This is a genomic window from Klebsiella variicola, from assembly GCF_000828055.2.
Lineage (GTDB): Bacteria > Pseudomonadota > Gammaproteobacteria > Enterobacterales > Enterobacteriaceae > Klebsiella > Klebsiella variicola.
The window spans coordinates 812,935-836,616 of record NZ_CP010523.2 but is presented as its reverse complement, the minus strand read 5'-3'; the positions used below and the strand labels follow the sequence as shown (position 1 = coordinate 836,616).

Genomic DNA, 23,682 nt, shown 5'->3' with positions numbered 1-23,682 from the left:
TTGTCATCCATACACTCTTCTCAGAGGACAAATGATGACGCTCTTTTCCAGTCAACCCGGCGACGAAGGACTGCCTGGCCCGGCGCGCGCACGGGTGATGGCCGCAATAATGACCACCACCTTAATGGGCGTGTTTGATGGCACCATGATCAACATTGCCCTCCCCTCAATGGCTCAGGAGATGCAGGTACCTGCCAGTATTGCCGTCTGGTTCGCCAACGGGTATCTGCTGGCGGCTGCGATGACGCTGGCGATATTCGCGGCGCTTGCGGCCCGTCTGGGTTATCGCCCCGTATTTCTGGCGGGCCTGACGACCTTTACCCTGACATCACTGGGTTGCGCGCTGGCGAATAAGCCCGAAGTGCTTATTGGTATGCGCGTGCTTCAGGGGATCGGCGGCGCGGCGACGCTGAGTATTGCCCCCGCAATACTCAGGTCCGTATTTCCCGGACGATTACTTGGCCGCATTCTGGGATTCCATGCCCTGCTCATTGCCTCCAGCTCCGCTATCGGCCCGGTATTGGGCGGTACGATCCTTCACACCCTGAGCTGGCAATGGCTGTTTGCGATAAACGTTCTTCCCGGCACCCTCGCCTTACTGCTGGCGGTCAGAGCGCTGCCGCGGGATGCGATCCCTATGCAGGCGCCCTTCGACACCCTGGGCGCCATATTGTCGGCGCTGCTGTTGGGTTCGACGATCATGGCGGCGAACAGCCTACAGAACGCTACTTCTCAATTCGGCAGCCTTTGCTGGATGGCTCTCGCTGCGCTGAGCGGCATGGCTTTTATCTGGCAAATCCGCCGCACGGATCATCCCTTACTGCCGCCGACCATGTTTAAAAATGAACGTTTTACCCTCGCGGCCTTCACGTCGATGGTTGCTTTTGTCAGCCAGGGGATCACCTTTATTGCGCTACCCTTCCTGTTTCAGAGCGAATACGGCTACAGTCCGGTAGTGTCTGCCCTGCTGTTTACGCCGTGGCCGTTAGGGATCGTGCTGATTGCGCCGCATGCAGGCCGTTGGGCGGACACGATATCAGCCCCGGCGATATCCACCCTGGGGCTGGTGATTTTTGTCATCGGTTTGATCCTGCTGGCGACGTTACCCGCCAGCCCTTCAATGTGGGATATCTGCCTGCGAAGTCTGGTGTGCGGAATAGGGTTTGGCTGCTTTCAGAGTCCCAATAACCGGGAAATGCTCTCAAACGTTATTCGTGAGCACGCGAGTTATGCGTCCGGTGTTTTATCCATTATGCGCACTTTCGGGCAGTGCCTGGGAGCCGCCGCCGTAGCCGTTCTGCTGGCAGCAGATGAAAGGTCAATTCATGTTGCGCTGTGGAGCGCTGCCGCGGCCTCTGCGGTATCGGTCATCGTCAGCGCGAGCCGGTTGCGTAAAATTACTCATCCTGCGGAAACAGGATAAATGCGAAAATATCACTAAACGCGACTACTCCAGCGCCAGCAGCGCAAAACGCTGATCCCGCAACCAAAGTGGAGTCCTCCGTCGGAGTTCAATAGACTGACAGAAAGCTATAACCGCTGATTTATCAAGGGAGAAGTGAGTTTAGAAGACGTCAGGAGACTGGAGTTTGGAGCGGGCGAAGGGAATCGAACCCTCGTATAGAGCTTGGGAAGCTCTCGTTCTACCATTGAACTACGCCCGCGAAGAGGTGCGAGAAGCATTATAGCCCTTACGCACCCTGTGACAAGCCTGCCAGATGCTGACTGGCGATAAAATAACCTTTTAGCACTTAGGTTTACTGCCCTGCGGCGGCAGATAGCGCAGCGGATCGATGGCCGTGGCCCGATAGCGGATCTGGAAATGCAGGCGCACAGAGTCGGCATCCGTACTGCCCATGGTGGCAATTTGCTGGCCGGCCTTCACGCTCTGGCCATTATTCACCATCAGCTTATCGTTGTGGGCGTAGGCGGTGATGTAATCCTCGCTGTGCTTAATCATGATCAGGTTGCCATAGCCGCGCAGCTGGTTGCCGACATACACCACCTTGCCCGCCCCGGCGGCATACACCGGCTGCCCGCGGGTCCCGGCAATATCAATGCCCTTATTGCCGCCATCGGCGGTGGAATAAGGCAGGACCACTTTGCCACTGGTCGGCCAGCGCCAGCAGCGCTGTCCCACCGGCGGCCAGGAGGATTGAGGTACCGCAGATGAAGGGGTGACCGCCGCAGTGCGCGTAGAGGAAGTTTTTTTCTTCGTCGTCTTTGACGCGCCGCTGCCGTTGAGCTTCAGCTTCTGCCCCACCTCAATGGTGTAAGGCGGCGAGATGTTATTCAGACGAGCCAGATCGCGAACGCTGGTGCCGGTGGTGCGCGAGATGCCGTACAGGGTATCGCCACGTTTGACGGTATAGGTGGCACCGGAGTCGGAGGTGCTGGAGCAACCGGCCAGCACCAGGCTTGTCGCCAGCATCAGTGTCATATAAAAGCGTTTCATCATCAGGCATCCTGCACTTAACACAACCACTTACCTCGCAATCAGGGCGAATATCATACCAGCCCGCGGCGCAGGGCGTCATCCCTGAAGGCTAACAGATGACCCTCTGGCATCACGTTCGGCCAGCGACGGAAAGATTCACGTTCATACCGCACGTCGTGGAGGGCACGCCCCGCAGTCCCAGGCTGCCGCTCGCAGACCAGCCTCCAGGGCTTGTTTTGGTAATGCCTTTCTCCCATTTATGAGCTACCCTAGTGGCCTGAGTACATGACCCGGCGGGTTTGTGCCGGGTCATTTTTTATTTTCAGGAGTCGTCATGGCCGGGGAACACGTCATTTTACTGGATGAGCAGGATCAACCTGCCGGTATGCTGGAGAAGTATGCCGCCCACACGCTTGATACCCCTTTACATCTCGCGTTTTCCTGCTGGTTGTTTAATCAGCAGGGTCAGTTTCTGGTCACCCGTCGTTCGCTGGGCAAAAAAGCCTGGCCCGGGGTGTGGACTAACTCGGTCTGCGGACACCCCCAGCAGGGCGAGACCTTCGAGCAGGCCGTCACGCGCCGCTGCCGCTTCGAGCTCGGCGTGGAGATCGCCGATATCGCGCCGGTTCACCCGGCCTTCCGCTACCGGGCGGTCGCCCCCAACGGCATCGTTGAGAACGAAGTGTGCCCGGTGTATGCCGCGCGCGTGGTCAGCCAAGTGCAGCCTAACGACGATGAAGTCATGGATTATCAGTGGGTTGACCTGGCAACGATGTTAAGCGCACTGGCCGCCACGCCGTGGGCGTTTAGCCCGTGGATGGTACTGGAAGCGGAAAACCAGGACGCCCGCCAGGCGCTGATCGATTTCGTTGCGCGTCTGCGCGGGTAAGCTGACTATTCTCCAGGCCAGGCGCAGCCTTGTGCCTGTCATTAATGCCTGGCGGCGCTACGCTTGCACAGGCCTACGGTTCTGCGCCATTGCGTAGCCCGGATAAGGCGTTTATACCGCTATCCGGGATCCCCTGGCTTGCGCTGCACTGAGCCGGACTACGTCAGGCTTCGGCCCTCACATCAGACATAAAAAAACCCGGCAAGCCGGGTTTTTTGTATTTCGCGAAGGGCGATTATTTCTGCGGACGCATCGCCGGGAACAGGATCACGTCGCGGATGGTGTGGCTGTTAGTGAACAGCATGACCATACGGTCGATACCGATACCCAGACCAGCGGTCGGCGGCAGGCCGTGTTCCAGCGCGGTGACGTAGTCTTCGTCGTAGAACATCGCTTCGTCGTCGCCGGCGGCTTTCGCATCAACCTGATCCTGGAAGCGCTGCGCCTGATCTTCAGCGTCGTTCAGCTCGCTAAAGCCGTTACCGATTTCACGGCCGCCGATAAAGAACTCGAAACGGTCGGTGATTTCCGGATTCACGTCGTTACGGCGCGCCAGCGGAGAAACTTCCGCCGGGTATTCGGTGATGAAGGTCGGCTGAATCAGATGCGCTTCCGCCACTTCTTCGAAGATCTCGGTCACGATACGGCCCAGACCCCAGCTCTTCTCAACTTTAATGCCGATGGACTCAGCGATCGCTTTCGCGGAATCGAAGTTATCCAGATCCGCCATCTCGGTTTCCGGACGGTATTTCTTGATCGCTTCGCGCATGGTCAGTTTTTCAAACGGCTTGCCGAAGTCGAACACCTGGTCGCCGTAAGGCACTTCAGTGTTGCCGAGGATGTCCTGCGCCAGGGTGCGGAACAGGGATTCGGTCAGCTCGATCAGATCTTTGTAATCCGCGTATGCCATATAGAGTTCCATCATGGTGAACTCTGGGTTATGACGAACGGAGATCCCTTCGTTACGGAAGTTACGGTTGATCTCGAAGACGCGTTCGAAGCCGCCAACCACCAGACGCTTGAGGTACAGTTCCGGCGCGATACGCAGGTACATGTCCAGATCCAGCGCATTGTGATGGGTGATGAACGGACGCGCGGAAGCACCGCCCGGGATCACCTGCATCATCGGGGTTTCCACTTCCATAAAGCCGCGGCCAACCATGAACTGACGAATACCCGCCAGGATCTGCGAACGCACTTTGAAAGTGTTGCGAGATTCATCGTTGGAGATCAGATCGAGGTAACGCTGACGATAGCGCGCTTCCTGATCCTGCAGGCCGTGGAATTTGTCCGGCAGCGGACGCAGGGCTTTGGTCAGCAGACGCAGCTCGGTGCAGTGGATGGACAGCTCGCCGGTTTTAGTCTTGAACAGCTTACCGCGGGCGGCGATGATGTCGCCAAGATCCCATTTTTTGAACTGGTCGTTATAAACGCCTTCCGCCAGGTCATCACGCGCGACGTATAGCTGAATGCGGCCGCCCACGTCCTGCAGGGTAACGAAAGACGCTTTACCCATAATACGACGGGTCATCATGCGGCCAGCAACGGCCACTTCAACGTTCAGCGCTTCCAGCTCTTCGTTTTCTTTCGCATCGAAGTCAGCGTGCAGTTGGTCAGAGGTATGGTCACGACGGAAATCGTTCGGGAAAGCGACGCCCTGCTCACGCAGCGCGGCCAGCTTCTCACGGCGGGTTTTCAGTTCATTATTAAGGTCAATTGCCGCGTCAGCGCCCTGTGCTTGTTGTTCAGACATGTTGGTTCCTCATAACCCTGCTTTCAAACTTGCTTCGATAAATTGGTCCAGGCTGCCGTCGAGCACCGCCTGAGTATTGCGGGTTTCCACCCCGGTACGCAGATCTTTAATACGCGAGTCGTCCAGCACGTAAGAGCGGATCTGGCTGCCCCAGCCGATGTCGGACTTGTTGTCTTCCATCGCCTGCTTCTCGGCATTTTTCTTCTGCATTTCCAGCTCATAAAGCTTCGCTTTCATCTGCTTCATGGCCTGGTCTTTGTTCTTGTGCTGCGAACGGTCGTTCTGGCACTGCGTCACCAACCCGGTCGGGATGTGGGTAATACGCACCGCGGATTCCGTACGGTTAACGTGCTGTCCACCGGCGCCGGATGCGCGATAAACGTCGATACGCAGATCGGCCGGGTTAATTTCGATATCGATATCGTCATCCACTTCCGGATAAACGAACGCCGAGCTAAAGGAGGTATGACGACGGCCACCGGAATCGAACGGGCTCTTACGCACCAGGCGGTGAACGCCGGTTTCCGTACGCAGCCAGCCGTAGGCGTAATCGCCAATGATTTTGATGGTCACGGATTTAATGCCCGCAACTTCACCTTCGGATTCTTCGATGATTTCGGTCTTAAAGCCGCGGGCTTCCGCCCAGCGCAGGTACATGCGCATCAGCATGCTGGCCCAGTCCTGGGCTTCGGTGCCGCCGGAACCGGCCTGAATATCGAGGTAGCAGTCGGCGCTGTCGTATTCGCCGGAGAACATGCGGCGGAACTCAAGCTGTGCCAGCTTCTCTTCCAGCCCGTCCAGCTCAGCAACCGCTTCGTTGAAGGTCTCTTCGTCTTCGGCTTCAACCGCCAGCTCCAGCAGACCAGCCACGTCTTCCAGCCCCTGGGACATCTGATCCAGGGTATCCACAATGGCTTCCAGAGAAGAACGCTCTTTACCCAGCGCCTGGGCGCGTTCAGGTTCGTTCCAGACGTCCGGCTGTTCCAGCTCGGCGTTTACTTCTTCGAGACGCTCTTTCTTGGCATCGTAGTCAAAGATACCCCCTAAGAACGTCGGAGCGCTCCGTGAGGTCCTGAATGCGGTTTTTTACCGGATTTATTTCAAACATGGTCGGTTTCTTTTAATGGATTTGTCAAAATGCGGTGATAAGAGCGGAATTCTACCGGATTCGCGCCCTTATTCATACACTGTTGTCAATTTGGCCAGAGGTGATCGATGATCAGCTGCAGGCTGCGGTTGCCGCGGAACTCGTTGATGTCGAGCTTGTAGGCTAACTGCACTTCGCGCACGCCGTTGTCCGGCCAAATGGAAGTATCAACGTTGAAAGCAATACCGTCCAGCAGCGGGCCGCCGCCAACCGGTTCGACCATCACTTTCAGGTGACGCTCGCCTACCAGCCGCTGCTGCAGCAGGCGAAAACGGCCATCAAACAACGGTTCCGGGAACATCTGCCCCCATGGTCCGGCATCGCGCAGCATCTGCGCCACTTCCATGCTCATCTCCGTCGCCGCCAGCGGGCCGTCGGAGACCACCTCGCCCTGCAATAATGCGGGATCCAGCCACTCGGTCACCAGTTCGCCGAAGCGCTGTTGAAACTCCTCAAAGCGCGCCTCTTCCAGCGATAAACCCGCCGCCATAGCATGGCCGCCGAACTTCAGGATCAGTCCCGGATAGAGCGTATCCAGGCGCTCCAGCGCATCGCGCATGTGCAGCCCCTGAATAGAGCGGCCGGAACCTTTCAGCGTGCCGTCGCCGGTCGGCGCAAAAGCGATAACCGGGCGATGGAAGCGCTCCTTAATGCGTGATGCCAGAATGCCGACCACCCCCTGATGCCACTGCGGATGGTACATCGCCAGCCCGCCAGGCAGGGTGTCGCTGCTGCGTTCCAGTTGCTGACACAGGGTCAACGCTTCGGCCTGCATCCCCTGTTCAATCTCTTTACGCGTCTGGTTGAGCGCATCAAGCTCATTGGCTAACACGCGCGCTTCGCCGATGTTATCGCACAGCAGCAGCGCCACGCCGACGGACATATCATCCAGCCGCCCCGCCGCATTGAGGCGCGGCCCAAGGGCGAAACCGAGGTCGCTGGCCGCCAGTTTTTGCGGGTCACGGTTGGCAATTTCCAGCAGCGCTTTAATGCCTGGCCGACATTTGCCGGCGCGAATGCGGCTTAACCCCTGCCAGGTCAGGATGCGGTTGTTGGCATCCAGCGGCACGACGTCCGCGACGGTGCCCAGCGCCACCAGATCCAGCAGCTCAGCCAGGTTCGGCGCGGCTATGCCGCGGGCGTCGAACCAGCCTTTATCGCGCAGGAAAGTACGCAGCGCCAGCATCAGATAAAACGCCACCCCCACCCCGGCCAGTGATTTCGACGGGAAGTCACAATCGCGCAGGTTAGGGTTAACGATGGCCTCGGCCGCCGGTAGCGTCTCGCCCGGCAGGTGGTGATCGGTCACCAGCACCGGAATGCCCAACGCATGGGCGTGATCGACACCGGCATGTGACGAAATGCCGTTATCAACGGTCATGATCATCTGCGCGCCGCGAGCGTGCGCCTGATCGACCACTTCCGGGCTTAAACCGTAGCCGTCTTCAAAACGGTTGGGCACCAGATAGGAGACGTTACCGTAGCCCAGCGCGCGTAGCGCCAGCACGCTAAGGGCGGTACTGGTGGCGCCGTCGGCATCAAAATCGCCGACCACCACAATATGTAACCCTTTCTCGAAAGCCTCATGCAGCATTTCAACCGCTTTTTCAACGCCGGTGAGCTGCGTCCACGGCAGCATGCCTTTGACGCTGCGCTCCAGCTCCTGCGCACTGCGCACCCCGCGGCTGGCATACAGCCGCTGCAGCAGCGGCGGCAGGTCGGCAGGGAGATCGACGCCGTCAACCGCCTCACGGCGTCGTAGTTGTATCTGTTGTTTCACGCGAATCAGTTACCGCTTGTCTGTTTTTTATGCTCGTCGAGGAACGCTTTCAGCTCTTTCGGCCCCTGATAGCCCGGCAACACCATACCGTTGCTGAGAACCATCGCCGGGGTGCCGTTGACGCCCATCTGCACGCCGAGGGTGTAATGTTTGGCGATATCCACATTGCAGCTTGCCGGCTGCACGCCTTTGCCGTTCATGGCGTCATCCAGCGCTTTGTTGCGATCTTTCGCACACCAGATGGCCTTCATGTCCTGCTCGGCCTGGCTCTGCAGCCCCTGGCGCGGGAAGGCCAGATAGCGCACGGTAATGCCCAGTGCGTTGTAGTCGCTCATCTGCTCGTGCAGTTTATGGCAGTAGCCGCAGGTGATGTCGGTAAAGACGGTAATGACGTGCTGCTCCTTCGGCGCTTTATAGACAATCATCTCGTTGCTCAGTGCGTTCAGCTTACCGACCAGCAACTGGTTGGTGACGTTGACCGGCTGCGCGCCGCTCACATCGTACATCGGCCCCTGGATGATGTGTTTGCCATCGTCGGTAACGTACAGGACGCCGCTGTCGGTCAGCACCGTGCTCATCCCGGAAACCGGCGACGGTTGAATATCAGTACTCTGCACACCCAGCTTCGCCAGCGACTGTTTGATCGCCGCGCTATCGGCATGCGCCGCGCCGGAAAGCGAGGCTGCCAGCAGAGTGAACATCAATAAACCTTTTTTCATACTCAGTCCTTTTGTTCAGCACTCACGCCCGCGGGTGGTGCTGTTGATGAAGTTGTCGCAGACGCTCGGTCGCCACGTGGGTGTAGATCTGCGTGGTGGAGAGATCGCTGTGTCCTAACAGCATCTGCACCACGCGCAGGTCGGCGCCGTGATTGAGCAAATGCGTGGCGAAGGCATGGCGTAATACGTGCGGGGAGAGTTTCGCGCTGTCGATCCCCGCCAGGACGGCATAGTGTTTAATGCGGTGCCAGAAGGTCTGACGCGTCATCTGCTGTGCGCGCTGGCTGGGAAATAAGACATCCGACGCCACGCCATTCAGTAGCCACGGGCGACCATATTCGAGGTAATTTTCTACCCACATTACCGCCTCTTCGCCCAGCGGCACCAGACGTTCTTTGTTGCCTTTACCAATGACCCGCAACACGCCCTGACGCAGGCTGATATCGCTCATCGTCAGGCCAACCAGTTCCGAGACGCGCAGACCGGTGGCATACAGCACTTCCAGCATCGCCTTATCGCGTAACTCCAGCGGCTGCTCCACCAGCGGCGCCTGCAGCAGACGTTCAACCTGCGCCTCGCTGAGATCCTTCGGCAACCGCTGCGGCAGCTTCGGCGAAGCCAGCAGCGCGCTGGGATCGTCCGGGCGAATTTTTTCCCGGTACAGATGCTGGAAGAACCGGCGCACGGCGCTGAGCAGACGTGCGGTGCTCGTTGCTTTGTAGCCGCCGGTTTGCCGCTCGGCCAGCAGCGCCTGCAGATCGTCGCTGCCGACGCTGGCCAGCGACAGGCCGCGATGGTGCAGCCACTCGACTAACATCGTCAGATCGCGACGGTAAGCGCTGAGCGTATTCTCCGCCAGATTCCGCTCCAGCCAAAGGGCATCGAGAAACTGTTCGATTTGTGCCAGATCCTGTTTCACATCGGCCTCTTTGTTCGTTATACGGTCTCATTATGCCTTAAGAGGCCGCCTTTCTGGTACACTGGGCGCAATTCACGGCAAGAATTGAGACGTTTACGCGATGAATATAGGTCTTTTTTACGGCTCCAGTACCTGCTATACCGAAATGGCTGCGGAGAAAATCCGCGATATCATCGGCCCTGAGCTGGTGACGCTGCACAATCTGAAAGACGATTCCCCCGCGCTGATGAGCCAGTACGACGTACTGATCCTCGGCATCCCGACCTGGGATTTCGGCGAAATTCAGGAAGACTGGGAGGCGGTCTGGGAGCAACTGGATACCCTGGACCTGGAAGGCAAAATCGTCGCACTGTACGGCATGGGCGATCAGCTGGGCTATGGCGAATGGTTCCTTGACGCACTGGGCATGCTGCACGACAAGCTGGCGACCAAAGGCGTGAAGTTTGTCGGCTACTGGCCAACCGAAGGCTATGAGTTCACCAGTCCAAAACCGGTTATCGCCGATGGCCAACTGTTCGTTGGCCTGGCGCTGGATGAAACCAATCAGTACGACCTGAGCGACGAGCGCATCCAGAGCTGGTGCGAGCAGATCCTCGGCGAAATGGCCGAACACTTCTCCTGACGCCGCTTACTCCTGCGCCGGTTTTTGCAGCACCAGCCGGCGCAGATCGCGCCATTCTCCGGCATCCATGCTATCCGCCGCCAGCCACAGATGCTGCCCGCGCCGGGTATCGACATGGCGTAAACGCAGCAGCATACCGCTATTGATGACCCACGGCGTCCCGAGGATCTCCCATTCGGCGTTTTGCCAGCGAAGACGGGAATCGGTGAGCAGTTTTATCTCTCCGCGACGGGCATGGATCCGCCGCTGGCTGCGCACGCAGTCAAACACTACCAGCGACAACAGCAGCAGCCAGATCGGGGTGTAGCTTAGCGGCCAGGGAACCAACAGCACCAGCGCCGCCACAACGCCGTGGAGCAGCAGGGAAAACCACTGCGCGCGCCAGGAGATACGGAGATCAGATTGCCACAGGACCACGTTCCCGATTCCGTGTCTGAATTAAGGTTACCATCCGCTGCAGCTCCGCATCGGCCGGTTTGCCGTGGTTCATCAGCCAGTTGAACAGATCCGGATCGTCATTTTCCAGCAGGCGAATGAACAGCTGTTTGTCAGCGTCGCTGAGGGTATCGTACTCATACTCAAAGAACGGCATGATGGAGATGTCGAGTTCGCGCATCCCGCGGCGGCATGCCCAGTGGATACGTGCTTTATTGTTAATGTCCATGTTGACCTTCCAACAGCAAAATATAGGTTAGTTTAACCCGTTTTCTGCCGTAACTTTACAGGAATATCGCTGAATGCGAGCATCCTTCCATAAAAACCATAAAATAATGATGGGCTTATTGATTCCCTGCGTCAGGCGGCTGTCTCACGCCAGCGCACAAATGGCCTGTTGAAAGCACTTGCAATGCACTATAGCTCTTTTACCATTGGTCACACACACTGCGTTAAGCGATTCAGGATATGACTATGGCTTTTACACCTTTTCCTCCGCGTCAGCCTTCCTCTTCCGCTCGTCTGCCGTTAACGCTGATGACCCTGGATGACTGGGCGCTGGCGACGATTAGCGGGCCGGATAGCGAAAAATATCTGCAGGGGCAGATTACCGCCGATGTGAGCAATCTCACCGATGCTCAGCATCTGCTTGCCGCCCACTGTGACGCCAAAGGCAAGATGTGGAGCAATCTGCGCGTATTCCGCCGCGACGGCGGCTTCGCATGGATCGAGCGCCGCAGCCTGCGCGACGTACAGCTGACCGAACTGAAAAAATATGCCGTCTTCTCTAAAGTCACCATCGCCGCCAACGACGATCTGGTTCTGTTGGGGGTGGCCGGCTTCCAGGCGCGCGCCGCGCTGGCGCCGCTGTTCGCTGCCCTGCCCGACGCGGCCGCCCCGGTGGTCAGCGAAGGCGCCACCAGCCTGCTGTGGTTTGAACATCCAGGTGAACGCTTCCTGCTGGTGACTGATGTCGACACCGCCAATCGCGTTACCGATGCGCTGCGCGGCGAAGCGCAGCTCAATAACAGCCAGCAGTGGCTGGCGCTGAATATTGAAGCCGGTCTGCCGGTTATCGACAGCGCCAACAGCGGGCAGTTCATTCCGCAGGCGACCAACCTGCAGGCGCTGGGCGGTATCAGCTTCAGGAAAGGCTGCTACACCGGTCAGGAGATGGTGGCGCGGGCGAAATTCCGCGGCGCCAATAAGCGCGCGCTGTGGACGCTGTCAGGGACCGCCAGCCGGGTGCCGGAAGCGGGGGAAGATCTGGAGCTGAAAATGGGCGACAACTGGCGCCGCACCGGGACGGTGCTTGCGGCGGTTCAGCTGGATGATGGCCAGTTGCTGGTGCAGGTGGTGATGAATAACGATATGGAGCCGGACAGCATCTTCCGCGTGCGCGACGATGCCGGAAGCCTGCGCATCGAACCGCTGCCCTATTCGCTGGAAGACGTGTAATAAAGCGTTATGACTCCCGGCTTGCGGCGCTCGCGCCTTAGCCGGGCTACTTGACTGCAAATACCGTAGCCACGGTAAGCGTAGCGCCACCGTGGGATTTCCAGGCGGCAGATAACCGTAGCCACGGTAAGCGCAGCGCCACCGTGGGATTTCCAGGCGGCAGATAACCGTAGCCACAGTAAGCGCAGCGCCACAGTGGGATTTCCAGGCGGCAGATAACCGTAGCCACGGTAAGCGTAGCGCCACCGTGGGATTTCCAGGCGGCAGAGTATCGTAGCCACAGTAAGCGCAGCACTACCGTGGGATTTCCAGGCCGCAGATAACCGTAGCCACGGTAAGCGTAGCGCCACCGTGGGATTTCCAGGCCGCAGATAACCGTAGCCACGGTAAGCGCAGCGCCACCGTGGAATGTTTATCAGGACTGGCCGACGTACAGATAGATCGCCAGGAAGTGACACACGCTGCCGCCGAGCACGAAGCCGTGCCAGATAGCGTGGTTATAGGGAATACGTTTGCAGACGTAGAAGATGACCCCCAGCGAGTACACCACCCCGCCGACCGCCAGCAACGTTACGCCGCCCACCGCCAGCTTCACTGCCAGCTGATAGACCACGATAAGCGACAGCCAGCCCATGGTCAGATAAGTCACCAGCGACAGAATTTTAAAGCGGTGCGCGATGGTCAGCTTAAACAGGATCCCCAGCAGGGCCAGGCTCCAGATGACGATCATCAGCCCCTTTGCCAGCGGTGAATTCAACCCCACCAGCAAAAACGGCGTGTAGGTCCCGGCAATCAGCAGGTAGATAGCGCAGTGGTCGAACTTTTTCAGCCACTGTTTCGCCCGCTGATGCGGGATCGCGTGATAGAGCGTAGAGGCGAGGAACAGCATAATCATGCTGCCGCCGTACAGGCTGTAGCTGGTGATCGCCGTCGCGCTGGCGTTGGTGTCTACCGCCTGCACCAGCAGCAACACGAGGCCGACAATACCGAACACCAGCCCGATCCCGTGGCTGATGCTGTTGGCAACTTCCTCTGCCAGAGAATATCCCTGAGTGATTAATGGTTTGCGCACCATATTTGACTCCGTGAAAACAAGAACGCTTTCATTGCCCACTTAGGGTAACTGAGAATGATTCCAGTGAACACCTGTTAGCTAAAATAAAACGATGTATATTTGTAAATACATTAAAATCATAATGTTACAATGTTATTTCAACTAACACCTGTGCCGGTTTTATTTAAAGGCGTTTGAATTCAATAACATAAAACCGATCTTCCGCAGGATAGATTTCCCTAATCACCTGCCGCAGTTGTTCGAGGGTCATATTCTCCTGTTGAGCATGCTGTTCAGTTAGCGTATCGAGCGTCACCGTCGAGGTGGCGGTCACGGCGATGGTGCAAAAATAGCCGTCATCTTCATAGCGCCCAACGCGCAGGACGTCACCCGGTTTAAAATGCGATTCCGCCGCATCGCGGATAGTAATCGTTTTGCGCCCGGCAAGGATGTCCTCCTGAAAACGCTGAAAAAAGGTAATGTCATTGGCCTGCATGATATAATTCCGTCCTGGTCATTATGAATTGTGAGTTCGCCACTGTGAGTATGTTCTCCCACGCCGCTGTCGCCAGTCTCAATAATCTTGAGATGATGGTCTATCACTATGTCATTAAGAATCGTGACAAAGTGATGTACATGACCATCCGCGAACTGGCCGAGGCCGCCGGGGTCTCCACCACCACCGTGTTGCGCTTCTGCCGCAAACTGCAGTGCGAGGGCTACTCTGAATTTCGCGTACGCTTTAAATTATATCTTGAGCAGAATGAGCCTCAACAGGCAAATATCGGCGCCAGCGAAATTATGAGCTTTTTTAAAAGCGTCAATAATGACGAGTTCGATGAATTACTCGAGCAGGCCGTGGATATTATTCTCGCTTCGGAACGTATTATTTTCGTCGGCGCCGGCACCTCCGGCGCGCTGGCGAAATATGGCGCACGCTTCTTTTCCAACGTCGGGAAATTCAGCAACCATATTGACGACCCCTATTTTCCGGTAACCAATGATATGGCCCGTAACGCGCTGGCGATCGTGCTTTCCGTCTCCGGCGAAACCGAAGAGATCCTGCGCTTCGCCAGCCAGTTCAGCCTGCACCGCTGCAAGGTGATGTCGATTACCAGCCACGAGCATTCGCGACTGGCGAAACTGGCTGATTTCAATCTCTCCTGGCACGTGCCGCAGACGCGCATCGGCGGCGTCTACGATATTACAACGCAAATTCCGGTGATCTATATCCTTGAATCGCTAGGACGTAAATTAGCGCGCAAAATCAGCTAAAAATAACAGCCTGTTTTTTCGATGTAACATATTACCTTTAGCGGAATTTGTTATATCGTGACATTCAATTTCGCTTTGCTAGACTCAATCGCAATAGTCATTCAGAGAGATTAGCAAAGATGAAAAAATTGACTCTTCCCAAAGACTTTTTGTGGGGCGGCGCGGTCGCCGCGCATCAGGTTGAAGGCGGCTGGAATAAAGGCGGCAAAGGCCCGAGCATCTGCGACGTGCTGACTGGCGGGGCGCACGGCGTACCGCGCGAAATCACCCACCAGGTCGAAGCGGGTAAATATTACCCTAATCACGAAGCGGTTGATTTTTACGGCCACTACAAAGAAGACATCAAGCTGTTCGCCGAGATGGGCTTCAAGTGCTTCCGCACCTCTATTGCCTGGACCCGCATCTTCCCGCAGGGCGACGAAACTCAGCCGAATGAAGAAGGGCTGAAATTCTACGATGACATGTTCGATGAACTGCTGAAGTACAACATCGAGCCGGTGATCACCCTTTCCCACTTTGAAATGCCGCTGCATCTGGTACAGCAGTACGGCGGCTGGACCAACCGCAAAGTGGTCAATTTCTTTGTGCGCTTCGCCGAAGTGGTCTTCGAGCGCTATAAGCACAAAGTGAAATACTGGATGACCTTTAACGAGATCAATAACCAGCGCAACTGGCGCGCGCCGCTGTTCGGCTACTGCTGTTCCGGCGTGGTCTATACCGAGCATGAAAATCCGGAAGAGACCATGTACCAGGTGCTGCATCACCAGTTTGTCGCCAGCGCGCTGGCGGTGAAAGCGGCCCGTCGTATCAACCCGGATATGCAGGTCGGCTGCATGCTGGCGATGGTCGCCCTCTACCCTTATTCCTGCAAACCGGAAGATGTCATGTTCGCCCAGGAGTCGATGCGCGAACGCTACGTCTTTACCGATGTCCAGTTGCGCGGTTACTACCCGAGCTATGTGTTGAATGAATGGGAACGCCGTGGCTTCAACATCAAAATGGAAGACGGCGACGCGCAGATCCTGCGCGAAGGCACCTGCGCCTACCTCGGCTTCAGCTACTACATGACCAACGCGGTGAAAGCTGAGGGCGGCACCGGCGATGCCATTTCCGGTTTCGAAGGCAGCGTGCCGAACCCGCACGTCAAAGCCTCCGACTGGGGCTGGCAGATTGACCCGGTTGGCCTGCGCTACGCCCTGTGCGAACTGTATGAGCGCTACCAGAAGCCGCTGTTTATCGTGGAAAACGGCTTCGGCGCCTACGACAAAGTCGAAGCCGACGGCAGCATCAACGATGACTACCGCATCGATTATCTGCGCGCCCACGTCGAAGAGATGATCAAAGCGGTGACTTATGACGGCGTCGATCTGATGGGCTATACCCCATGGGGCTGCATCGACTGCGTCTCCTTCACTACCGGGCAGTACAGCAAACGCTACGGCTTCATCTACGTCAATAAACACGATGACGGCACCGGCGACATGTCCCGCTCGCGCAAGAAGAGCTTTAATTGGTACAAAGAAGTCATCGCCAGCAACGGTGAGAATCTGTAACTGACCGCCCTCTCCCGGCCGGGAGGGGGCAAATCACTTATCCGCCAGACACTTCTTTACAGCTTTACCATTGCCAAAACGCGTTCGCCCGATAAGATAGGCCGCGTGAATATTTGAGGCGATCATGATTAAGCGACAACGCAAAGCCATTCTTTTTGTCCTCCTGGCCTGTCTGGTGGTGCTGACCTGCACCGCCCAGCGGATGGCCGGGATGCACGCGCTGGTCATGAACCTCACCGCCGACAGCCCGTCGCTACAGCAAAACCCGGATAAGGCCGAGGCGCCGGTCACGCCGTGCGAGCTCAGCGCCAAGTCGCTGATGGCCGTTCCGCCGATGCTGTTTGAAGGGGCGCTGTTGGCTATCACTCTGCTGCTGGCGGTGCTGGCGGCGATCCCGCCGCGTATCGAACGCCAGTGGCCTCCCCGCGTTATCTCCCCACCCCGATTGCGGGTGCATCTGCGATTATGCGTCTTCCGTGAGTGATTAATTCTCCTGACAGCTCAGGTTAATTTATTACTTACGGAGAAAATTTATGTTTATGGTATTCAGGCGACTGCTGGTCTGCCTGCTTTGGCTATGGCTGCCCGTCAGCCAGGCCGCCGATAGCGGCTGGCTGCGCGTCGCCGACAATCAACACGCCAGCGTGCGCCTGCGGGCGCAAAGCGGAAGCAATGGCGACACCCGCCTGCTTTTAGACGTAGCGCTGGGAAAGGGCTGGAAAACCTACTGGCGTTCGCCGGGCGAAGGCGGCATCGCGCCAGCTATCGCCTGGCACACGCCGCTGGAGGTTAACTGGCGCTGGCCGACGCCGCAGCGCTTCGACGTCGCGGGTATTTCCACTCAGGGGTATCACGGCGACGTCAGCTTCCCGATGACCCTGCGCGGGAAAATACCGCCGACGCTTAGCGGCGTCCTGACGCTCTCTACCTGCAGCAATGTCTGCATTCTCACTGACTACCCCTTTTCGCTGGATATGACGGCTCCGGCGGGGGAGCAATTTAATTACGATTTCACCCGCGCGATGGGCACGCTGCCCCTGCGCGACGGTCTCACCTCGGCGCTTAGCGCCAGCTACGTCAGCGGAAAGCTGACGGTAACCGCCCGCCGCGATGCCGGCTGGCAGCAGCCAGCGCTGTTTATCGACAGCATGGAGGATGTCGATTTCGGCACGCCGAGTTTTACCAGCCGCGGCGATACGTTAACCGCCACCGTACCGGTCACCGATAGCTGGGGCGAAGCGGCGCCGGATCTGAGCGGCAAAACGCTGTCGCTGGTGCTGGCCGATAGCGGCCCGGCGCAGGAAAGCCAAATCGCCATCGCCGCCGGCAGTACCGCGCCGGGGCTGGCGTTAGGCTGGGTGCTGCTGATGGCGCTGGCCGGCGGGCTTATTCTCAACGTCATGCCTTGCGTGCTGCCGGTGCTGGCGATGAAACTCGGCTCATTGGTGCAAACCGAACGTCGTGAACGCGGCGCGGTGCGGCGGCAGTTCCTCGCCTCGGTATGCGGGATCGTCGTCTCCTTCCTGGCGCTGGCGCTGATGATGACCGCGCTACGCTTAGGTAATCAGGCGCTCGGCTGGGGGATCCAGTTCCAGAACCCGTGGTTTATCGGCGCGATGGCACTGGTGATGGTGCTGTTCAGCGCCAGTTTATTGGGACTATTCGAAATCCGTCTCTCCTCCAGCGCCAGTACCTTCCTCGCCACCCGCGGCGGCAACGGCTTGATGGGCCATTTTTGGCAGGGCGCCTTCGCCACCCTGCTGGCGACGCCCTGTACCGCGCCGTTCCTCGGTACCGCCGTGTCGGTAGCGCTGGTGGCGCCGTTGCCGCTGCTGTGGGGGATTTTCTTCGCCATGGGGATCGGCATGAGCCTGCCGTGGCTGCTTATTGTCGCCTGGCCGGGGCTGGCGCAACGACTTCCACGTCCAGGCCGCTGGATGAATCATCTGCGCGTGGTGTTGGGGCTAATGATGCTTGGTTCAGCACTATGGCTGGTTAGCCTGCTGACGATCCACATCGGCCGCACGCCGGTGCTTACCCTGCTGGTGATTCTGGCCATCGGCCTGCTATTGGCCACCGCCTGGCGCTACCGCTGGCGTACGGCGCTGCGCGCGGGCGCTCTGGCCATCGTGGTGGCGGGCGCCGTCGCCTTTGTCGCCCAACAGGACGGCCAGGGCCCGCGCCGCGACCGGGTTAACTGGCAGCCGCTCAGCGAGCAGGCTATCGCTAACGGCCTTGCGGAGCATAAACGGGTATTTATTGATGTCACCGCCGACTGGTGCGTGACCTGTAAAGCCAATAAATACAACGTGCTGCTGCGCGACGACATCCAGCAGGCGCTATCAGCGCCAGACGTGGTCGCCTTACGCGGCGACTGGAGCCGACCCTCCGCCGACATTAGTCAGTTTTTAACCGCACGCGGCAACGCCGCGGTGCCGTTTAACCAGATTTACGGACCGGGATTGCCGCAGGGAGAGATCCTGCCTGCGCTGTTAGACCGCGAACAACTTCTCGCCACCCTGTCCGCCGCTAAAGGAAAATAACATGAGAGCTATCACCGCCTTATTACTGCTGTGCGTATCGGCCTTCAGCTTCGCCGCGCCGGCGGAAAAACCGCAATCGAACGGTAATGACCAGTTAGCCCAGCTGCTGTTTAACGATCCGAATAGCCCGCGCACCGGCGCGAAAGAGCCAAAACTCACAATCGTCTCGTTTACCGATTACAACTGTCCTTACTGCAAACAGTTTGATCCGCTGCTGGAAAAAATCGTCCACGATAATCCGGATATTCAGCTCATCGTTAAGCTGCTGCCGTTTAAAGGGCAGAGTTCGGTGAATGCCGCTAAAGCCGCGCTCTCCACCTGGCGTCAGCAGCCCGATAAATTCTGGGCGCTGCATCAGCGGCTGATGGCAAAAAAAGGCTATCACGATGACGCCAGTATCGCCGCCGCACAGAAGAAAACCGCCACCGATGACGTCAGTATTGATGACAAGACCATGGATTCGCTGAAGATGAACCTGATTTTGTCGCAGGTGCTGAATATTCAGGGCACCCCGGCGACCATCATCGGCGATCAGATGGTGGCCGGCGCGATCCCTGCTGAAGACCTGGAGGGGCTGGTGAAAGAACAGCTGGGGAAAGCCCGTGGCCAGTAAAATCAGGCGCTGGCTGCGCGAGCTGGCGGTGTGGCTGCTGATTGGCGCGGCGGTGAGCCTGGCGGTGGATTATTTTCGCCAGCCCGCGCTGCCGCAAAACGTCAGCGCCACATCGCTGCAGACACTCGACGGCAGGACGCTGGATCTGAACGCCATGAGCCAGCAAAAGCCGCTGCTGCTGTACGTCTGGGCGACCTGGTGCGGAGTCTGTCGCTATACCACGCCGTCGGTGGCATCGCTTGCCGCCGACGGCGGCAATGTGCTGACGGTAGCCCTGCGTTCCGGCGATAACGCCGCGCTGGAGAAGTGGCTGACCAGGAAGAAAATGACGCTGCCGACGGTGAATGACCCGAGCGGCCAACTGGCGCGGCAGTGGGACATTCGGGTAACGCCAACGCTGGTGGTCATTTCTCAAGGCGAGGTGAAGTCGGTTACCACCGGCTGGACCAGCGGTTGGGGAATGCGCCTGAGGCTGTGGCTGGCCTCCTGGTAGACCGTCGGTTTCCCCGGCTCGCGCTGCGCTTAGCCGGGCTACGGGTAGGCATCGTTGGGTAGCCCGGATAAGGCGTAACCGCCATCCGGGAAGGTTTCCCCGGCTCGCGCTGCGCTCAGCCGGGCTACGGGTACGCATCGTTGGGTAGCCCGGATAAGGCGTAGCCGCTATCCGGGAAGGTTACCCGGCAAGCGCAGCGCCGCCGGGCAATAGACATCTATGGGTTATTTACCGCCCGCCAGTTCAAGAAAACTGCCCGTCACATACGACGCTTTGTCGCTCAGCAGCCAGGCAATGGCCTGAGCGACCTCTTCCGGCTGGCCGCCGCGCTGCATCGGCAGCGAATTTTTTACCCGGTCCACGCGTCCCGGTTCGCCGCCGGAGGCGTGCATCTCGGTATAAATCAGCCCCGGACGCACGCCGTTCACCCGGATCCCTTGCGCCGCCACTTCCAGCGCCAGCCCGGTGGTCAGGGTATCTACCGCCCCTTTCGACGCGGCATAGTCAACGTACTCGCCCGGCGCGCCAAGGCGCGAGGCCGCCGACGACACGTTAACTATCGCCCCGCCCTTGCCGCCATGCCGATGCGCCATGCGCTTTACCGCCTCACGACAACAGAGGAAGTAGCCGGTGACGTTGGTGGCCAGCACGCGGTTAATACGCTCGGCGCTCAGGCTCTCCACCGTACATTGGGTAAACAGGATCCCGGCATTGTTGACCAATGCCGTCAACGGTTCGCCCATGCGGTCAACCGCCTCAAACATCGCCATCACCTGCGCTTCATCGCTGATATCCGCCCGCAGCGCCGTGGCTTTGCCGCCAGATTCAACAATGGTATTGACCACTTCGGTGGCGGCGTTAATGTTGTGATGATAATTAACCGCGACGGTATACCCTTCCTGCGCCAGCAGCAGCGCCGTCGCCCGGCCTATGCCGCGGCTCGCGCCGCTAATCAGAGCTATCGCCATACCTTCCCTCCAAAAAATAAAGGCGCCGCAGCGCCTTTAAAAGTTTAGCTAATTCACCACTTACTGGTATTCGCTCATCGGCACGCAGGAGCAGAACAGGTTGCGGTCGCCGTAGACATCATCCAGACGTTTCACCGTCGGCCAGTACTTGTTGTGCAACCCAGCCGGGAATACCGCCAGCTCGCGGCTGTACGGATGGTTCCACTCGCTCACCAGCTCACCCTGGGTGTGCGGCGCGTTCACCAGCGGGTTGTCTTCCAGCGGCCATTCACCGGCTTTGACGCGGTCGATTTCCGCGCGGATCGCCAGCATGGCGTCAATAAAGCGGTCCAGCTCTACCTTGCTTTCCGATTCTGTCGGCTCAACCATCAGCGTCCCGGCAACCGGGAAGGACATGGTCGGCGCATGGAAACCAAAGTCGATCAGGCGTTTAGCAATATCCAGCTCGCTAATGCCGGTCTCTTCTTTCAGCGGACGAATATCGAGAATACATTCGTGCGCCACGCGACCATCGCGGCCGGTATAGAGCACCGGGTAAGCCTCTTTCAGCCGGGTAGCGATATAGTTGGCGTTAAGGATCGCGTTCTGGCTCGCCTGCTTCAGGCCTTCCGCGCCCATCATGCGGATATACATCCAGCTGATCGGCAGAATGGAAGCGCTGCCGAACGGCGCGGCGGAAACCGCGCCCTGACGGGTCAGCATACCTTCAATCTGAACCACGCTGTGGCCCGGTACAAACGGCGCCAGGTGCGCTTTCACACCGATAGGGCCCATACCCGGACCGCCGCCGCCGTGCGGAATGCAGAAGGTTTTATGCAGGTTGAGGTGCGAAACGTCGGCGCCGATAAAGCCCGGAGAAGTGATCCCGACCTGGGCGTTCATGTTGGCGCCATCGAGATAAACCTGGCCGCCGAACTGGTGCACGATCTCGCACACTTCACGGATGGTCTCTTCATACACGCCGTGGGTTGACGGATAGGTGACCATGATGCAGGAGAGATTCGCCCCTGCCTGCTCTGCTTTTTCACGCAGGTCGGCAAGATCGATGTTGCCGTTTTTGTCGCAGGCAACGACCACGACCTGCATACCCGCCATCTGCGCGGAAGCCGGGTTGGTGCCGTGCGCGGAGCTTGGGATCAGGCAGATATCGCGATGGCCTTCGTTGCGGCTTTCGTGATAGTGGCGAATCGCCAGCAGGCCAGCATACTCGCCCTGCGCGCCGGAGTTCGGCTGCATACAGACGGCGTCATAGCCGGTCAGTTTCACCAGCCAGTCAGAAAGCTGGGCGATCATCTGATGATAACCTTCCGCCTGCTCGACCGGACAGAACGGGTGCAGCTCGGCAAATTCCGGCCAGGTGATCGGGATCATCTCCGCCGCGGCGTTCAGTTTCATGGTGCAGGAGCCCAGCGGGATCATCGCCTGGTTCAGCGCCAGATCTTTACGCTCCAGCGCATGCATGTAGCGCATCATCTCGGTTTCGCTATGGTAGCGGTTAAACACCGGATGGGTGAGGATCGCATCGTCGCGCAGCATCACCGCCGGGATCGAACGGCTATCCAGCGCCACGTCTTTATCCAGGGTATCGATATCCAGACCGTGATCGTCGCCGACGATGGCGCGGAACAGGTTCAGCACATCTTCGCGGGTGGTCGCTTCATCGAGCGTAATGCCAACCGCGCCGTGAATATCGCTACGCAGGTTAATCTGCAGCGCTTCGGCACGCGCCAGCACCGCAGCTTTATCCGCCACTTCGACGCACAGGGTATCGAAGTAGTGCGCATGACGCAGCTTCAGCCCTTTCTTCTGCAGGCCGTCGGCCAGAATATCGGTCAGGCGATGAATGCGGCCAGCGATACGTTTCAGGCCCGCCGGGCCGTGGAATACCGCGTAGAGGCTGGCGATGTTGGCCAGCAGAACCTGCGAGGTACAAATGTTGGAGTTCGCTTTCTCGCGGCGGATATGCTGCTCGCGAGTCTGCATCGCCATGCGCAGCGCGGTATTACCCGCCGCATCTTTCGATACGCCGATAATCCGGCCCGGCATGGAGCGTTTGAATTCATCTTTCGCCGCGAAGAAGGCCGCGTGCGGGCCGCCATAGCCCATCGGCACGCCGAAGCGTTGGGCGGAACCGAAGACAATATCCGCGCCCTGCTTGCCCGGCGCCGTCAGCAGCACCAGCGCCATAAAGTCGGCGGCGACGCTGACAATCACTTTGCGCGCTTTCAGCTCGGCGATCAGTTTGCTGTAATCGTGGATTTCACCGGTGGTGCCCACCTGCTGCAGCAGCACGCCAAAGACATCCTGGTGATCGAGCACTTTGTCGGCGTCATCGACGATCACGTCGAAGCCGAAAGTTTCCGCGCGGGTGCGCACCACGTCCAGGGTTTGCGGATGGACGTCGGCGGCAACGAAGAAACGGTTGGCGTTCTTCAGTTTACTGACGCGTTTGGCCATCGCCATCGCTTCGGCGGCGGCGGTGGCTTCATCGAGCAGCGAAGCGGAAGCGATATCCAGCCCGGTCAGATCCAGCGTGACCTGCTGGAAGTTGAGCAGCGATTCCAGACGGCCCTGGGAGACTTCCGGCTGGTAAGGGGTATAGGCGGTATACCAGCCCGGGTTTTCCAGCATGTTGCGCTGAATGACCGGCGGCAGCTGCACGGCGGTGTAGCCCATGCCGATGTAAGACTTGAAGCGCTTGTTGCGACCGGCAATCGCCTTCAGCTCCGCCAGCGCGGCGAATTCGGTAGTCGCGTCGCCCACCTGCGGTGGGGTCGCCAGCTGGATATCCTGCGGCACAATCTGGCCAATCAGGGCGTTAAGCGAATCCGCGCCGACGGTCTTCAGCATCTCTTGCTGCTGCTGAGCGTCCGGGCCAATGTGACGTTCAATAAAGGCGTCGCGGTTTTCAAGCTGACTTAAAGTCTGAGTCATGAGCGATGGTTCCTGAAACGTGCGGTGAATCGTGATTGTCTGACTGGTTTGCCCGGCAAGCGCTGATGCTTACCGGGCCAGAATACGCAA

General features: G+C 58.5%; 23 protein-coding genes and 1 tRNA gene. 10 read left to right on the top strand and 14 right to left on the bottom strand.

Annotated features, from left to right (window positions below; genetic code table 11):
* The first annotated feature begins 34 nt into the window (after positions 1-34).
* Positions 35-1,423, top strand: coding sequence for an MFS transporter (locus SP68_RS03975; RefSeq protein WP_040968860.1), 1,389 nt, complete (start codon positions 35-37; stop codon positions 1,421-1,423).
* 167 nt (positions 1,424-1,590) lie between these two features.
* Here SP68_RS03975 and SP68_RS03970 read toward each other — a convergent pair.
* Together SP68_RS03970 and actS are read right to left on the bottom strand one after the other, a co-directional pair.
* Positions 1,591-1,664: transfer RNA gene (locus tag SP68_RS03970), tRNA-Gly, on the bottom strand.
* An 80-nt stretch (positions 1,665-1,744) separates the two neighbouring features.
* Positions 1,745-2,458 (bottom strand): amidase activator ActS, encoded by a 714-nt coding sequence (gene actS, locus SP68_RS03965; RefSeq protein WP_040968861.1) that lies wholly within the window; start codon positions 2,456-2,458, stop codon positions 1,745-1,747.
* A 313-nt stretch (positions 2,459-2,771) separates the two neighbouring features.
* Here actS and idi point away from each other — a divergent pair, with 313 nt between their 5' ends.
* Complete coding sequence (idi, locus tag SP68_RS03960; protein WP_032733796.1) at positions 2,772-3,326, top strand: isopentenyl-diphosphate Delta-isomerase; 555 nt, start codon at positions 2,772-2,774, stop codon at positions 3,324-3,326.
* A gap of 235 nt (positions 3,327-3,561) precedes the next feature.
* Here idi and lysS read toward each other — a convergent pair whose 3' ends face one another.
* From lysS to xerD, 5 genes are all read right to left on the bottom strand, one after another.
* A complete protein-coding gene (lysS, locus tag SP68_RS03955) occupies positions 3,562-5,079 on the bottom strand; it encodes a lysine--tRNA ligase (protein ID WP_008806422.1) in 1,518 nt (505 codons plus the stop codon).
* A 9-nt stretch (positions 5,080-5,088) separates the two neighbouring features.
* Positions 5,089-6,187, bottom strand: a protein-coding gene (gene prfB / locus SP68_RS03950; protein ID WP_012540595.1) for a peptide chain release factor 2 whose coding sequence is annotated in 2 segments (ribosomal slippage) — positions 5,089-6,111 and positions 6,113-6,187 — 1,098 coding nt in all. Because the reading frame shifts where the segments join, the coding sequence is not laid out codon by codon here.
* An 85-nt stretch (positions 6,188-6,272) separates the two neighbouring features.
* Complete coding sequence (gene recJ / locus SP68_RS03945) at positions 6,273-8,006, bottom strand: single-stranded-DNA-specific exonuclease RecJ (RefSeq protein WP_008806424.1); 1,734 nt, start codon at positions 8,004-8,006, stop codon at positions 6,273-6,275.
* A gap of 5 nt (positions 8,007-8,011) precedes the next feature.
* Positions 8,012-8,725: a bifunctional protein-disulfide isomerase/oxidoreductase DsbC gene (dsbC, locus tag SP68_RS03940; protein ID WP_008806425.1), complete on the bottom strand. Its 714-nt coding sequence runs from the start codon at positions 8,723-8,725 to the stop codon at positions 8,012-8,014.
* Between the two features lie 22 nt (positions 8,726-8,747).
* Entirely contained in the window at positions 8,748-9,644 is an 897-nt protein-coding gene (gene xerD / locus SP68_RS03935) for a site-specific tyrosine recombinase XerD (RefSeq protein WP_008806426.1), read from the bottom strand.
* Positions 9,645-9,744: 100 nt separating this feature from the next.
* On the opposite strand from xerD, the gene fldB reads away from it, so the two are divergent.
* Positions 9,745-10,266, top strand: a complete 522-nt coding sequence (fldB, locus tag SP68_RS03930) for a flavodoxin FldB (RefSeq protein WP_008806427.1) — start codon at positions 9,745-9,747, stop codon at positions 10,264-10,266.
* A 6-nt stretch (positions 10,267-10,272) separates the two neighbouring features.
* On the opposite strand, the gene SP68_RS03925 is transcribed toward fldB, so the two are convergent.
* Together SP68_RS03925 and sdhE are read right to left on the bottom strand one after the other, a co-directional pair.
* A complete protein-coding gene (locus SP68_RS03925) occupies positions 10,273-10,683 on the bottom strand; it encodes a protein YgfX (RefSeq protein WP_002916310.1) in 411 nt (136 codons plus the stop codon).
* Entirely contained in the window at positions 10,664-10,930 is a 267-nt protein-coding gene (gene sdhE / locus SP68_RS03920) for an FAD assembly factor SdhE (protein ID WP_002916312.1), read from the bottom strand. Before sdhE ends, SP68_RS03925 begins: the two co-directional genes overlap by 20 nt.
* Positions 10,931-11,175: 245 nt before the next feature.
* Between sdhE and ygfZ the strand changes: the two genes are divergently transcribed.
* Positions 11,176-12,159 carry a tRNA-modifying protein YgfZ gene (gene ygfZ / locus SP68_RS03915; RefSeq protein ID WP_008806428.1) on the top strand — a complete coding sequence of 328 codons (984 nt, stop codon included), beginning with the start codon at positions 11,176-11,178 and terminating at the stop codon, positions 12,157-12,159.
* Between the two features lie 46 nt (positions 12,160-12,205).
* On the opposite strand, the gene SP68_RS27695 is transcribed toward ygfZ, so the two are convergent.
* The 3 genes from SP68_RS27695 to yqfB form a co-directional block, all read right to left on the bottom strand.
* Positions 12,206-12,544 carry a hypothetical protein gene (locus tag SP68_RS27695; RefSeq protein ID WP_136071171.1) on the bottom strand — a complete coding sequence of 113 codons (339 nt, stop codon included), beginning with the start codon at positions 12,542-12,544 and terminating at the stop codon, positions 12,206-12,208.
* A gap of 30 nt (positions 12,545-12,574) precedes the next feature.
* The gene (trhA, locus tag SP68_RS03910; protein WP_008806429.1) at positions 12,575-13,234 is read right to left on the bottom strand and encodes a PAQR family membrane homeostasis protein TrhA; all 660 of its coding nucleotides are present in this window, start codon (positions 13,232-13,234) and stop codon (positions 12,575-12,577) included.
* Positions 13,235-13,397: 163 nt separating this feature from the next.
* Positions 13,398-13,709, bottom strand: coding sequence for a N(4)-acetylcytidine aminohydrolase (gene yqfB / locus SP68_RS03905; RefSeq protein WP_008806430.1), 312 nt, complete (start codon positions 13,707-13,709; stop codon positions 13,398-13,400).
* A 50-nt stretch (positions 13,710-13,759) separates the two neighbouring features.
* Between yqfB and SP68_RS03900 the strand changes: the two genes are divergently transcribed.
* The 6 genes from SP68_RS03900 (at position 13,760) to SP68_RS03875 (ending at position 19,690) form a co-directional block, all read left to right on the top strand.
* A complete protein-coding gene (locus SP68_RS03900; RefSeq protein ID WP_012967245.1) occupies positions 13,760-14,488 on the top strand; it encodes a MurR/RpiR family transcriptional regulator in 729 nt (242 codons plus the stop codon).
* Positions 14,489-14,607: 119 nt separating this feature from the next.
* Positions 14,608-16,041: a 6-phospho-beta-glucosidase BglA gene (bglA, locus tag SP68_RS03895; RefSeq protein ID WP_040968862.1), complete on the top strand. Its 1,434-nt coding sequence runs from the start codon at positions 14,608-14,610 to the stop codon at positions 16,039-16,041.
* Positions 16,042-16,165: 124 nt separating this feature from the next.
* Positions 16,166-16,525, top strand: a complete 360-nt coding sequence (locus tag SP68_RS03890) for a hypothetical protein (RefSeq protein WP_012967243.1) — start codon at positions 16,166-16,168, stop codon at positions 16,523-16,525.
* A gap of 49 nt (positions 16,526-16,574) precedes the next feature.
* Positions 16,575-18,584: a protein-disulfide reductase DsbD family protein gene (locus tag SP68_RS03885; protein WP_040968863.1), complete on the top strand. Its 2,010-nt coding sequence runs from the start codon at positions 16,575-16,577 to the stop codon at positions 18,582-18,584.
* A 1-nt stretch (position 18,585) separates the two neighbouring features.
* Positions 18,586-19,197 carry a DsbA family protein gene (locus SP68_RS03880; RefSeq protein ID WP_040968864.1) on the top strand — a complete coding sequence of 204 codons (612 nt, stop codon included), beginning with the start codon at positions 18,586-18,588 and terminating at the stop codon, positions 19,195-19,197.
* The gene (locus SP68_RS03875) at positions 19,187-19,690 is read left to right on the top strand and encodes a protein disulfide oxidoreductase (RefSeq protein ID WP_032731237.1); all 504 of its coding nucleotides are present in this window, start codon (positions 19,187-19,189) and stop codon (positions 19,688-19,690) included. The genes SP68_RS03880 and SP68_RS03875 overlap by 11 nt, the downstream gene beginning before the upstream one ends.
* Before the next feature lie 224 nt (positions 19,691-19,914).
* Here SP68_RS03875 and SP68_RS03870 read toward each other — a convergent pair whose 3' ends face one another.
* Both SP68_RS03870 and gcvP read right to left on the bottom strand, forming a co-directional pair.
* Positions 19,915-20,658, bottom strand: a complete 744-nt coding sequence (locus SP68_RS03870) for an SDR family oxidoreductase (RefSeq protein WP_008806437.1) — start codon at positions 20,656-20,658, stop codon at positions 19,915-19,917.
* Positions 20,659-20,718: 60 nt separating this feature from the next.
* On the bottom strand, positions 20,719-23,592 hold the full coding sequence (gene gcvP, locus SP68_RS03865; protein WP_040968865.1) for an aminomethyl-transferring glycine dehydrogenase: 2,874 nt from the start codon (positions 23,590-23,592) through the stop codon (positions 20,719-20,721).
* Positions 23,593-23,682 lie beyond the last annotated feature (90 nt).